The following is a 14,503-nucleotide window of genomic DNA, read 5'->3' on the forward strand; positions in this document are numbered from 1 at the left end:
ACGCCCCTTCCCCGGAGGACTCGTAACTTGTTGGCCGTTGCGGCCTGCCGAATCTGGTCGCGGCTTGTTAACCTGATTTCAATGATATTTTCAGCCCGCCCATAGGCCAGCGACCGGAATTGAACCGGTCGCGCTTTGGCCCAGGGGCACACCGATAATTGAAACAGCCCGCGCAAGCAGGGGGCCCCGGTGCAATGCCGTCGGCGCTTTGCGCATTGACCAATAGGGGAATTTAAAATGGCTACCAGCTTTACCGTCAACACTGACGACCTGATGTTCATCCTTCGCCAAATCAAAATCGCCGAAGCTCATTCGGGCGGGCTATCCCTGGTCGAGGCGATACAGAACGAGTATGGCCTAAGCGCATCTGACACCAATCTTGTGCCCTTCGGGTTGCGCACGGTCGATGGCACCTACAACAATCTTGCCCCCGGCAACGAGAATTTCGGCGCGGCGGATCAACCGTTTCCGCGCATGCTCGACCCGCTGTATGTGAATGACACCGATGGCGATGCGATTGATTTCGACGGCCCCGGCGGGCAGCCCGCAATGGTTCAGGGCGACTATAGCCAGCCCGGCAATGTCATCGACGCCGATCCGCGCACGATCAGCAACCTGATCGTTGACCAGACCGTGAACAACCCCGCCGCAATTCTGGCGGCGCTGCAGTATGCCGGCGTGACGGGCGCGGATGCGACGGCAGCGCTGGCCGCGATACAGGCGGCGCATGCGGCCTTGCAGGCGGCGCAGCTGGCCGCCGGTGCGGCATCGCCCGCCGCGCTTGCCGCATTGCAGGCAACGATTGATCAGGAGACAACCGAACAGGCAAACGCGCAGGGGATCTATGATGCCGCCGTCGCGGCGGACATCTATGCCGGACCTGCCGGTCTTGCGGCTGCGTCGCAGGCAGCGGCCGAAGATGTGGCTGTCGCGATAAATGCAGTCGGCACGGCGATTTTTGGTTCGACTGTCGACCAGACCGATATTGATAACGCCGATGCCGCCGTCGCCGCGGCGGTTGCCGCAGTCGCTGCCGCACAGGCGGTTACCACGGCGCTTGCCGGTCTGACCGGAGAAGCACAGGCACTGTCGGCGCAAAACGAAATGGCGGCCCTTCTGACCGTCTTGCAGACCTACGCGGACGGGCTGACGCTGAACGAGCCGGTCAGCGCCAGCGACGAGCTGCAGCAGGTTGTCGATGCCGCGAACACTGCCGATTTCAACGCCTCCAATGCAGCCGCCTTGACCGCCACGCTTCAGCCGCTGGTCGATCCTGGTGGCGCTGTTGCGGCCGCACTTGTCGGCCTTGACATCGCGAACGCCGAACTCGCCGCCGCGCAAGATGCCCTTGCCGCCGCGCAGAACGCTGGCACCACCGTTGCGACCGCGGATGCGGCACTGCACGAGACAGCCTCTGGCTTTGGTGTCGAAATCGGGGCGGATGGCGGGCTGGAAATTCCCAACCTGTCGCCCGATATTGGGCTTTCACCGTCATTCAACGCCTGGATGACCTTCTTCGGGCAGTTCTTCGATCACGGTCTGGATCTGGTGACCAAGGCCAATAACGGCACGGTCTATATCCCGCTTCAGCCCGACGATCCGCTGATCACCCACGGGCCGGACGGCATCCCCAACAGCGGTGACGAAGTGCCGCCGCATCTGGCCTTTATGGCGGTCACACGCGCGCAGATCGACGCCACCGGCAATGCCGAGAACACCACGACACCCTTCGTCGACCAGAACCAGACCTATACGTCGCATCCGTCGCATCAAGTTTTCTTGCGCCAATACATGCGGGCCGATCTTGGCGATGGCAACGGCATGGTCACCCTTTCCACCGGACATCTTTTTGATGGCACCACCGCAAGCGGCTCGTTGGCCGGTGCGGTAGCCAACTGGGGCGAGGTCAAGGCGCAGGCGCTGACCATGCTGGGGATCACCCTTGGAGATTTCGACATTCACAGCGCGCCGCTTTTGGCGACGGATGCCTATGGCGAGCTCATTCTCGGCCCGAACGGCTATGCGCAGCTGGTGATGATGGCGGATGGCACACATGCGGCCGACTGGCTGCAGGAAGGCAACCCCGACGGGTCGGTCACGACAGCGGGGGCCTACACCACGGGCCATGCGTTCCTGAACGACATCGCGCATCATGCAGGGCCTGGACTGTACGATTCCAATGGCGATCACATCCCGGATACGCCCCAGACGGCAGACACCGACCCCGGCGTCGCCGATGACCATGACCCCGCAACCTATGACGACGAGATGCTGAATGCGCATTTCATCACCGGCGACGGGCGCGGCAACGAGAACATCGCGCTGACTGCGGTTCATTCGGTGTTCCACAGCGAACATAACCGTCTGGTCGAGGTGAACAAGGAAACGATCCTCGAGGCGGCGAACGCCGGAGATATCGCCTTTTTGAATGAATGGTTGCTGATTGATGTCGCTGCGGTTCCCGCCGATCTGTCAACGCTTGTCTGGGACGGCGAGCGTCTGTTCCAGGCGGCGCGCTTTGTCACCGAAATGCAGTATCAGCATCTTGTCTTCGAGGAATTTGCACGGCGTATCCAGCCCGCCGTCGATCCCTTTGTGTTTACCCATTCGCCCGATGTCGACGCCGCAATCGTGGCAGAGTTCGCCCATACCGTTTATCGGTTCGGCCATTCGATGCTGACCGAAACGGTAGACCGGGTGGACAACAACCTTGAACTTTTGCCGGACGAGACCGATCAGGCGACGCTGGTCGAGGCCTTCCTGAACCCGCAGATGTTTCTCGCCAGTGGCGGCACCCTGGAGGAGGTCATCGGCAACATCGTGCGCGGTGCCACGCTGGATGTCGCCAACGAAATGGATGAATTCGTGGTTCCCGCGCTGCAAAGCAATCTTTTGGGGCTGCCTCTGGACCTTGCCGCGATCAACATCGCGCGGGGCCGCGAGAACGGTATTCCGTCCCTGAACGAGGCCCGCAAGCAGTTCTACGAGGACTACGGCCTTGCCGATCTGAAACCCTACACAAGCTGGCTCGATTTTGCCCAGCACATCAAGAACCCCGCCTCGATCATCAACTTCATCGCGGCCTATGGCACCCATGGCCTGATCACCGGCGAGGCCACGCTAGAAGGCAAGCGCGCGGCGGCGACGGCGATTGTCACGGGCGTGGACCAGACCCTGTCGGATGGTCGCGTCATTGCGGCACTGCCTGCGCAGGACCGGTCCGACTTCCTGAACGCCACCGGAGCCTATGCCACGGTCGAGCTTGGCGGGATGAACAATATCGACTTCTGGATCGGCGGTCTGGCCGAAGAGCTGAACGAATTCGGCGGGATGCTGGGATCGACCTTCAATCTGGTATTCGAGTTCCAGATGGAGCAGTTGCAGGCCGGCGACCGGTTCTATTACCTGAGCCGGACACAGGGCACCAACCTGCTGAACCAGCTGGAGCCGAACACCTTCACCGATCTGGTGATGCGCAACTCTGCGCTGGGTGACGAATATGCGACGCATCTTAATTCGGCGCTGTTCGTGACGGCAGACCATATATTCGAACTGGACCGGGGGATCGCTCAGGCGGACTATAACCCGGATGACCCGTCGTCGCTCGATCCGGTGCATGACGATCCATTCCAGCAACTGATCGACCCCAGGGTCGTGCGCGACTATACCGGCGCAACGACGATCGACGTCGGCGGGGTGACCCACGATGTCGGCGGCTACCTGAAATATAGCGGGGGTGAACATGTGGTGCTTGGTGGCACCGAGGGCAACGACAGTCTGCTCGGTGACAAGGGCATCGACACGCTTTGGGGCGACGGCGGCAACGATTACCTGAACGCCGGCATGGAATCCGACAGCGTCTTTGGCGGCGCGGGCGACGACATTATCGAAGATCCGTTCGGCGATGACGTTCTGCGCGGCGACGATGGCAACGACGTTATCAGCGCCGGGTCGGGCCTTGACCTGATCTTTGCCGGCGAAGGGAATGACTATGTCATCCTCGGGCAGGACGACAAACAGGCGGCGGGCGACGGGGGCGACGACTTTATCCTGGGCGGCTCCGGCAATGATTTCATCCTGGGCGGCGAAGGCAATGACTGGATCGAAGGCGGTCAGGGTTTCGACGTCATCTCGGGCGAGAATTCGCAACTGTTCTTCAACTCGACCATCATCGGCCATGACGTGGCCTGGGGTCAGGCCAACGATCAGGACTATGACCTGGAATCCGGCGACGACATCGCGCTGTCGGGGCCCGGCATCCAGCGGTTCGAAGGCATGTTCGGCTATGACTGGGCAGCGGCCAAATACGATACGGCTGGCGTCAATTTCGACTTCCAGATCCCGATCTTCACAAGCATCGCGGCCGACATTCTGAAGGATCGCTTCGATCAGGTCGAAGCCGCGTCCGGCAGGAACTATGACGACAATATTCAGGGTGACGATCGCGGCCATACCAATGGCGGCTCCTCGGCACCGGATTCTGTGCCGGTGGCGCTGTTCACCGACCATGTTCTGGATGCAGAGGGCATTGATCGCATCGACGGGTTGCGGGCCCTGCTGGGGGGCAACACCGCCGAAGGCGGGCTGGTTGCGATGGACGCGATCTTTGGCACGAATTCCACAACCTTCCAGAACGGGAACATCCTGATCGGTGGCGGCGGCAGCGATGTTCTGCGCGGTCGTGGCGGATACGACATTCTGGATGGCGATGCATGGCTGAACGTGCGCATCAAGATTGTCCATGATGGCGTCACCTACTCGGCAGAGTCGCTGAACACCGATGCCACCGTCGCGGGCGAATATTCCGGCCTTGTCTTCAACACCGATGCAAACGGCAACCCCGACTTCGGCAGTCCGGCATTTGACGGTCGTTCGCTGAACTCGCTGATGCTGGACGGCACGATCAATCCCGGCTCTCTCAGCATTGTGCGCGAAATTTTGCAGGCCGATCCCGGCGGTGACATCGATACGGCTGCATTCCAGGGCAACCTTGCGGAATACGAGATCGAAGGCCGCGTTGTTGCGGCAAACGGCACCGTCATCACGGAAGCCGCAGATGTTGACGGCGACGGCTTCATCAAGGTCCGCGATATGGACACCGGCGCTATCGGTGCTGTCGTCGATGGTGTGCAACTGACCAGCAGGGGTGCGCTGACGGACGATATTGATCTGCTTCGCAACATCGAACAGCTGCAATTCGCCGATCAGACGATCGTCATCGCGGGGGATAACAACCTGGCATCGGGGCTTGTCACGATCCAGGACGCCACGCCGTTCAATGGTCTGGTGACACCTGTTGTCGGTCAGGTACTGACGGCAACACTGACCAATGTTTTCGATCTGGACGGTGTCGCTGTTGACGCAAACGGCACACCCACGGGGCCCTATTCCTTTGAATGGCAAACCACCGCGATCGGTAGCAACGGGGGCTGGTCCACGATCCAGACCAGCCTTGAATATACGGTGCGCTCTGTCGATCCGGGTCAGGTCTTGCGGGCCGTCGCTGTGTTCAAGGATACCAACGGAACGACCGAACGCATCGCGTCAGCAGCAACGGACAGCCCGACCGCAACCTATAGTGTCGACGAGAACAGCGCGGCCGGCACAATCGTTGGCCTGCAAATCCCGTTCGATGCGGATAACGGCGCGCAGCCGATCAACGGGCAGCCACCAGCCGACGTTGACCCGACGACCCTGTACCACGAGATTGATCCGGCAAACAGCGCCGGCGGGCGGTTCACGGTCATCCAGAACGGCACCGACATCAACGGCTTCCCGCGCTATTCGCTGGTTGTCGATCAGGGCGGGCCTGCGCTTTTGAACTTCGAAGCGCCGGTTCACACCCCTGCAAACCAGTCGTTCCAGTTTGTTGACAACCAGTATGATGTGATCATCAATTCCTACTCGGACACGCCAGCAAACGGCGGTGTTCTGGTCGCAGTGCGGCAGTTCACCGTGGTGTTGAATGACGTGACGGGCGAGCCGGTGAATATAGTGCCGACGCTGCAATTGCACACGGTCGACCATCTGGGCGCGTATATCGAAACCTTCGGCAGCACCAGTTACACCGAAGACGACATCGGCGATCCGGTCAGCTTCGTGTGGGACGAGAACTGGGTCGAGGTGGATCCCTTTAACGCAGACATTCAAATCAACGGCGGCCGGTTGCAGTTTGACGCCGGCACTGACGGCGGAGAAATGATCACCCGTGCGATTGATCTAGGCGGGCTGCCCGCCGGTGCTCAGGTGAACCTCAGCTTCGACTATGAAGATGATGGCGTAAGCAGCGGTGCCGTTGTTGCCGAGGTCTGGAACAGCGGCACGAATTCGTGGAACCAGATTGCCAATCTGTCGGCTAATGGCGACGGAAGCTACTCGTATTCCGCACCGCTGAGCGCCGATCAGATCGGGGCCTTGTCCGCGATCCGCTTCAGGGCAGCTTTCGACGGCTTCGGGTTTTTTGACAACCTTTATGTCGACAATATCCAGATCGACATCGACGCCCCCTCGGCGATGCCCACAACCGATCACACGGCATCCTTTGATGAGAACGGCGCAGCGGTTGCCATTGCTGCGGGCCCTGCGGTTGCGGATGCGGATGGCACCACGATCATGGGCGCGACAGTTGTGCTGACGAATGCGCAGACCGACGATGTGCTGTCGGTAGCCGGGGATTTGCCCGCCGGGATCACGGCCAGCTTCGGTCCGGCAGTTGCGGGTGAAATCACCATGTATCTGGCAGGCCCGGCCTCATCCGCGGATATGCAGACCGCGATTGCACAGGTCAGGTTCGCCAACACCGGTGACAACCCCAACCCTCTGGGCTCCGGATCGCCGCGCCTGATCAACGTAACAGTCACCGATGGCGAGTCGGAAAGCACGATCGCCACCGCGACCGTGACTGTGAATGCCACCGATGATCCCGCCATTGCCAACAACGATACCGTCTATACCAACATAACCAGCGGCATTGACGTGCCCCTTTGGGCGCTGTTGGCGAATGACAGCGATGCGGACGATGTGCTTTCGGTCGTCGGTGTCAAGAACCAAAGCGGTGTCAGCGCGGTGCTTGGCACCGAGGCTGTGACGGTCGCGGATGTGGCGGGAACCAACAACCGGTTCGACTATACCCTAGCCGGCGGCGACACCGCGCGCGTCACCATGGGTTTCGATACGAACGGCACGCTCAGCGGCAGTGGCAACAACGATATTGTTGTTGGCAATGACGCGGGCAGTTCGATTGACGCGGGCGCCGGGAATGACATTGTTTTCGCCGGTGGCGGGAATGACGGGATTGTCTGGAATGCCAACTTTTTCTCCACCGACGGTCGTGATTTTGTCGATGGGGGCGACGGGATTGATACCTTTACCGTCAATGGCAACTTTTCGTCCGAAACCTACCGGATCTATACAACGGCCACGGCGCTGGCGGCGGGGTTGACGGGGCTGAACCCGGCCACGGAGATCGTGATCACCCGCAACGGGGAGATCATTGCCGAGCTGGACAATATCGAGGAGATTGCCATCAACAGCGCGGGCGGCGGTGGCGACAGTGTGGCGGCGATCGGTGATTTCGGGACGACCTCGCTTGCGCTGAACACGATCCACATCAACGGCAGTTCCGGCGACGACACGGTCGATATCTCTCGGTTGACGTCGGACCACCGGATTGTGTTCCTGTCGAATGGCGGGTCCGATACGATCATCGGGAACTTGCGGCCACAGGATGTGATCCTGTTCCCCGAGGGCAGCGACCCGGCCAATACGGTGGTGATGATGGACGCGGATACGGGGCTGACGACGGCCACCAACGGCGCCAACACAGTCAGCTATGTGGCTGATGGCGCGGGGCCGCAGTTTACCGACACGGTCCTGGCGGAGGACGACGGGGATGACGACGTCGACGGTGTGGTGATCACGACTGACGCTGCGGACCACGCCGCCTGCGATGACGACGATGCGACGGTGACCGCCAACAGCGGCCTTGTCGGCACGGGCGGCGCGGATGCGCTGACCGGCACCGATGCGGGCGAGACGATCGTTGCCCATGGCGGCGCAGACATGGTCTTTGCCGGAGGCGGCAACGACAATATCCTTGGCGGGGCCGGATCCGATATGCTGTATGGCGACGGCGGCGCGGACCGTATCTTTGGCGAGGCCGGTGACGACTTCATCACCGGCGGCGCGGGGGATGACACGGTGTTCGGCGGCGCGGGCGATGATCTGTTCGTGGCGGCATCGGGGGACGGCAACGACACCTACTACGGCGACGCCATGAACGGCGGTGCCGGCGTGGACACGCTGGATATGTCGGCGATCATGTCGGATATCACCGCAGATCTCGGCTCTGGTCTGCTGGATCATGGCAGCGTTTACGCGGCAGACAGCGGTCACGACACCCTTTGGGGGATCGAGAACATCGTGACCGGTGCCGGCAACGACATCATCACGGCGAATGCCGCGGTGAACGTGATCGACGGCGGCGACGGCGAGAACATCTTCCGGTTCAACGCGGCGGCGGATGCGGATGGCGATACGGTTGTCGGGTTCCAGCCCGGAGACAAGATCGACCTGAGCGGGATGGACGCGAACAATGACCTGTCCGGTCAGCAGACGTTCATGATGTCGACGACCGGGTCGCTGGGGGCCGTGGGCGAATTGCTGGTCTCGCACGAGACCCGCGAGGACGGAGAGTACACCGTCATCGAGGGCAATGCGGGCGGCGACAGCAGCGCGGAGTTCAAGCTGAGCCTGAAGGGCACGCACACCCTGAGCGACACAGACTTCACTCTTTGATCCCGACTTTGACGGGGGCGGTTCGCCGCCCCCGCACAGTGATTTTTAAACCAAAATATTTCAAGGTCAGGGGAAACGGTCATGCGGTCCAAAGAACAGATGAGCGCCGACAAGCGGAAGAATGTGGAAAATCTGACAAAGGGGTTCCGCAGCATCTTTGTGTTTTTGTTCGGCATGTCCGGGGTCATCAACATTCTGGCGCTGACAGGGGCGTTCTACATGTTGCAGATCTATGACCGCGCCTTGGGTAGCGGCAGCATCCAGACGCTGCTGGCGCTGTCGGCGCTGGCCATCGGCCTGTATTTTTTCCAGGGCCTGTTCGACGTGCTGCGGTCGCAGATCCTTGTGCGGATCGGGGCGCGGCTGGACCGGCGGATCGCGCCGATGGCGCATCAGGTGGCGATTGACATGCCGCGCTTCGGGTTTTCCACCGCAGAGTCGCTGGAGCGCGGGCGCGACGTGGATACGGTGCGGGGATTTCTGGGCAGTCAGGGGCCGGTGGCGCTGTTCGATCTGCCGTGGATGCCGATCTTTCTGGTGTTCGTCTATTCGCTGCATCCGCTGCTGGGGGCACTGACACTTGGCGGGGCCTTTGTGCTGACCCTGCTGACGCTGGCGACCGAACTGATGACGCGGCGGCTGAGCGCGGCCACGCATCAAGCGGCGATCACGCGCAACGCGATTGCGGATTCCAACGCGCGCAACGCGGATGTGCTAAAAGCGATGGGGTTCGCGCAACGCGCGGTGGCGCGGTTCAACGCGGCCAACGACGACCATCTGGAACTGCACACGCGGACCAATGACATCAGCGGCACGTTCGGGGCGCTGTCGCGGGTGCTGCGGATGATCCTGCAATCTGCGGTTCTGGGTCTGGGGGCCTATCTGACAATCCGCGGAGAGCTGTCGGCGGGGGCGATCATCGCGGCCTCTGTCGCCTCGGCGCGCGCCCTTGCGCCGATTGATCTGGCGATCGGCAACTGGAAACATGTCGTTGCGGCGCGCACGGCCTTCGGACGGCTGAAGGAAACCGTTGTCGCGCTGGCCTCGGCGGACGAGCCGATGGACCTGCCCGTGCCGCTGTCCTCGCTGAAGGTCGAGGGCATTACGGTGGCGGTGCCCGGATCGGGGCGCGTGTTGCTGAGCGATGTGGCGTTCGAGCTGCGCGCGGGTCAGGCGGTCGGGATCATCGGACCCTCTGGCGGCGGCAAGACAACGCTGGTGCGGGCGCTGACCGGAATCTGGCCGGTGCTGCGCGGCTCTGTCCGGCTGGACCACGCGGAACTGACGCAATGGGACGACGCGGCGCTGGGTCAATACGTCGGCTATCTGCCACAGGACGTGGCGCTGATGGATGCGACGATCGAAGAGAATATCTCGCGGTTCGCCGATACCCCCGACCCTGCGGCCGTCGTCGCGGCGGCCAGGGCTGCGGGGGTTCACGAGATGATCGTGCGGCTGCCCGACGGATATCGCACGCAGCTTGGGCCGCAGGGCACCGCGCTGTCGGGTGGCCAGCGCCAGCGTCTGGGACTTGCGCGCGCGCTTTATGGCGATCCGTTCGTGGTGGTTCTGGACGAGCCGAACTCGAACCTCGACGGCGAAGGCGAGGCGGCGCTGTCTGCGGCGATTACGGCGATCCGTGCACGGGGCGGGATTGCGGTTGTGATCGCGCATCGCCCCAGCGCGCTGGCGGCGGTCGATATGGTGGCGGTGATCCAGAATGGCCGGATGACGGCCTTTGGACCAAAAGACGAGATCATCGGACCAAAAGCGGTCGCGCCCCCTGCAACAGAGACGACAACACCGGCGCGCACGGCCCCGAAAACGGCGGCTGCGAAACCTGCGCTGCGCAACGTTGGAGGAGCGGCATCATGATCGAGATCAAAGGCACCAGAAGCCCGCAAAAAGATGCGGACCCCGCGCAAAAATATGTCCTGAAAAGTCAGGACGCCAAATCCCGCTCTCCCTATGCGATCGGGATCATGCTGACGGCGTTCGTGTTGTACCTGAAGTCGATGTTCCCTGACACCGCGACCCGGGCCTTTGTCGAGGACGAGGCGGCGCCGCAGATCCCGCAGGAGCCGGAACTGGCGCTGACCGGAGAGGAGGCCGTCCTGCCCGAAGAGACCGTCAGCGATGACGGCGGTGGCGCGGGTGCGGGCGGGGCCGCCGGGGGCGCGCCTTTGGCAACACCCGCCGCCCCGGCGCAGTCGTTCCGGTTCAGCGCGCCGAATGTGATCTCGCTGTTCGCGGATCGCGGTCAGGACGCGGTCAGGACACCGCCCAAGGGGTCTGTGCCGGACAATGGCGTCGAGGGCTGGACCCCCGGGGCAGAGACCCTGCCCGAGGAGACGGTGCAGATCCTTGTGCCCGGGAACACAGAACCGGCCGAAGAGGAGCAAGACCCGCCGCCCGCCGCAGGCGATGACGACGAGGCAGTCGTGCCGCCTCGTGCGAACCGCGCGCCCACCGTCGCGCGGCTGGTCTATCTGTCGGATGTGATCGGCTGCGCTGCGGTTCTGATCGCCCTGTCCGATTTTCTGGCCCATGCCGATGATGCGGATGGCGACCGTCTTTCGGTGCAGAATGTGACCGTCTCGTCGGGCACGATTGCGGCGGTCGACGGCGGCTATCTGTATACGCCCGACCCCGATGTTCCGGGTCCGGTGCAGGTGCGCTATCAGGTCACCGATGGCAGCCTCGGCGTCGATCAGCGGGCGGAATTCTCAGTCGTGGCGCATCAGGTCGAGGGCAGCGATGGCGACGACAGGCTGCTTGGCACGCTCTGCGCCGACGAGATCGACGGGCGCGCCGGCGACGACCTGATCGACGGGCGCGGCGGCAACGACCACATCGCCGGTGGCGAAGGCCAGGACCACATCGTGGGCGGCGACGGCGACGACAGGCTGTATGGCGGCGCGGGGGATGACATTATCTTTGGCGGTGCCGGCCGGGATCATATCTTTGGCGGTGCCGGGGATGACCGGTTGCACGGCGACGCGGGCGACGACATCCTGTTCGGAGAGGGCGGCGATGACGATATGCAGGGCGGCGCGGGTGCCGATATTCTGTTCGGCGGCGACGGTGCCGACAGGCTGTTTGGCGGCGACGGCGACGATGTGCTGGGCGACGGGGCGGGCGATGATGCCGTCTACGGCGGCGCGGGCGACGATGTGATCGTCGCGGCGATGGACGCCTCTGACGATGCCTGTGACGACATCTATGATGGTGGCGCGGGGCATGACACGCTGGATTATTCCGCCGCGCAGCACGCTCTGACGATTGATCTGGCGTCCGGCCATGCCATGGGCGTCGAGATCGGCGAGGATACCATTTCCGGCTTTGAGACGGTCAAAGGCGGGTCCGGCGATGACTGCTTTATCGCGGGGCCAAATGATGCGCGTTTTACCGGTGGCGCGGGCGACAATACCTTCCGGTTCGACGCCATGCATGACGACACGCACGGCAGCGCAGAGGGCAGCGCAGAGGGCGGGACCGGAGAGGCGCTGAGGGCATATCAGATCACCGACTTCGATGCGGGCGATGTGGTCCGCACCTCGAAATACAAGATCTTCGATGCCCCCGACGAGGCCTCGGCCGCGCTGTTCAATGCGGTCTACAACGAGACGGCGCAGGCCGGGCAAAGCGGCGCACGCGAGCAGATCCGCTATCGGTATGAACGGGGTGATGACGGCGACGACAGTGACGCGAATGATATGTCATCGGGCCATACAATTGTCGAATATGACCATGATGATGTCAGCATGGCGACGATCATAACGCTGAACGGGCACCATATTCTGGTATGGTCGGACATCGGATGACACCCGCGGCGGCGCAAGGCATTTATAAGGACCGGACAGGATGACATCGAAAGCAAACCGGACAACCGGCACGGCACAGGGCAGCGACGCGTTCCGCATCGGGCCGCGGGTGATTGCGGGCTTTGTGCTCGGGCTTTTTTTGATCGGCGGCGTCGGGGGCTGGGCCGCGACCGCGAAACTATCGGGGGCGGTGATCTCGCCCGGGGTCGTGATCGTCGATCAGAACCTGAAGCAGGTCCAGCATCGTGACGGCGGCATCGTGTCCGAAATTGCGGTGAAAGAGGGGGATGTGGTGGCCGCCGGTCAGGTTCTGGTGCGTCTGGAAGACACGCAGACCCGCGCGGAACTGTCGATCGTGCGCGGCCAGATTGTCGAGCTGACGGCGCGAAAGGCGCGCCTGACGGCAGAGCGCGAGGACCTGCCGGAGATCGTCTTTCCCGCAGGATATACCGCCGCGACCCCCGAGGCGACGGCAGTCGCGGTGGCGGTGGCGAATGGCGAGCTGCGGTTGTTCAACGGTCAGCGGACCAGCCGCGAAAGCCAGAAGCAGCAACTGGAACTGGGCATTGTCCAGATCGGCGAGGAAATTGTCGGGCTGGACGGCCAGCGGTCTGCAAAGCGCGAGGAAATCGCGCTGGTTGAAACCGAATATGAAAAGACCCGGGATCTGGCGGCGCGCAAACTGATCGAGACGACGCGGCTTTATACCATCGACCGCGAGCGGGTGCGGTTGCGGGGCGAGCTGGGCGAGATCGACGCGGCGGCGGCCCGTGCCGCAACCCGCGCCAGCGAGATCCGACTGCAGATCCTGTCGATCGACGAGACCGCCCGCACCGAGGCGCAGCGCGAGTTGAACCTGGTCGAAACGCGCATGTCGGAACTGAACGAGCGCGCCTTTGCCATTCAGGACCGCCTGTCGCGCACCGACATCCGCGCGCCGATCGCAGGCACGGTCAACGAGCTGAACATCCACACCGTGGGCGGCGTCATCTCTCCCGCCGAGGTGCTGGTGACGCTGGTTCCGACCAATTCCAGGCTGAAGGTAGAGATCCGTCTGGCCCCGGTCAGCATCGAACAGGTCACCGAAGGCCAGTCCGCCCGCCTGCGCTTCTCGTCGTTCAATTCCCGCACAACGCCAGAGCTGACCGGCACCGTCGTTCACGTCTCTCCCGCCACATCAAAAGACCCGGGCACCGGAGAGCACTACTATCAGGCCCATGTCGAAATCAGCGCCGAAGAACTGGCAAAGCTGGACAACAGGACACTTCTGCCCGGCATGCCGGTCGAGGTCTTCGTGCAAACCGAAGAACGCACCGTCGTGTCCTATCTGGCCAAACCCTTGCTGGATCAATTCAACCGCGCCTTCCGCGAAAGATGACGCAAAAGGTGTTTTCCGGACGACCGCGATCCAAGAATTCATCACCAATTCAAATGTAGAGATTTCCACCCGGATCATGTATGGTCAAAGGCATTAAATGTCTTTTTTACAAGGTGTTCACATTTTTTCGGGGTGTTTCGAAGGGCCAGGGAGGCTTGATTTGGATACCGTGTCTGTTGCTTTTGTCGACGACCACCCGATCCTGCTTTCGGGGATCAAGCAGTTGTTCAGCACCAATTCCGATTTCCGCATCGTCGGGGTCGGGGTCTGTGCGGATGATGTGCTGGATATTGTCGGGCGTGAAAGGCCCGATGTGATCGTGGTTGATCTGAACATGCCCGGAAAAGTGCTAGAGGCTATTTGCGACCTTGTGCGCATGAAATTCCTGACCAAAGTGCTGGTGTTCACCGCCGTCACATCGGTGGATCGTATGCGTCCGGTCTGACTGGCGTTGACTTATTCAGCCAACCAGTTCCACGGCATGAGGTCATCGAGGCGGTTGATC

At 62.2% G+C, this 14,503-nt stretch carries 5 protein-coding genes; all 5 read left to right on the plus strand.

Annotation, left to right across the window (positions count from 1 at the left end; translation table 11 throughout):
* Window positions 1-237 precede the first annotated feature (237 nt).
* On the plus strand, window positions 238-8,796 hold the full coding sequence (locus ACEN2R_RS13290; RefSeq protein WP_442042960.1) for a peroxidase family protein: 8,559 nt from the start codon (window positions 238-240) through the stop codon (window positions 8,794-8,796).
* Window positions 8,797-8,877: 81 nt separating this feature from the next.
* On the plus strand, window positions 8,878-10,671 hold the full coding sequence (locus ACEN2R_RS13295; RefSeq protein ID WP_442042962.1) for a type I secretion system permease/ATPase: 1,794 nt from the start codon (window positions 8,878-8,880) through the stop codon (window positions 10,669-10,671).
* Window positions 10,668-12,620 (plus strand): calcium-binding protein, encoded by a 1,953-nt coding sequence (locus ACEN2R_RS13300; RefSeq protein ID WP_442042964.1) that lies wholly within the window; start codon window positions 10,668-10,670, stop codon window positions 12,618-12,620. The genes ACEN2R_RS13295 and ACEN2R_RS13300 overlap by 4 nt, the downstream gene beginning before the upstream one ends.
* 40 nt (window positions 12,621-12,660) lie before the next feature.
* On the plus strand, window positions 12,661-13,998 hold the full coding sequence (locus tag ACEN2R_RS13305; protein ID WP_442042966.1) for an HlyD family type I secretion periplasmic adaptor subunit: 1,338 nt from the start codon (window positions 12,661-12,663) through the stop codon (window positions 13,996-13,998).
* 169 nt (window positions 13,999-14,167) lie between these two features.
* Entirely contained in the window at window positions 14,168-14,443 is a 276-nt protein-coding gene (locus ACEN2R_RS13310) for a response regulator (RefSeq protein ID WP_442042978.1), read from the plus strand.
* Window positions 14,444-14,503 lie beyond the last annotated feature (60 nt).

It is taken from the genome of Pseudogemmobacter sp. W21_MBD1_M6 (genome assembly GCF_052119585.1).
Taxonomy (GTDB): Bacteria; Pseudomonadota; Alphaproteobacteria; order Rhodobacterales; family Rhodobacteraceae; genus JBGQOJ01.

Excerpts from the sequence above, each read along its gene's own strand:
- ACEN2R_RS13290 (WP_442042960.1), top strand. The coding sequence starts at position 238 with ATGGCTACCAGCTTTACCGTCAACACTGACGACCTGATGTTCATCCTT.
- ACEN2R_RS13295 (WP_442042962.1), top strand. The coding sequence starts at position 8,878 with ATGCGGTCCAAAGAACAGATGAGCGCCGACAAGCGGAAGAATGTGGAA.
- ACEN2R_RS13300 (WP_442042964.1), top strand. The coding sequence starts at position 10,668 with ATGATCGAGATCAAAGGCACCAGAAGCCCGCAAAAAGATGCGGACCCC.
- ACEN2R_RS13305 (WP_442042966.1), top strand. The coding sequence starts at position 12,661 with ATGACATCGAAAGCAAACCGGACAACCGGCACGGCACAGGGCAGCGAC.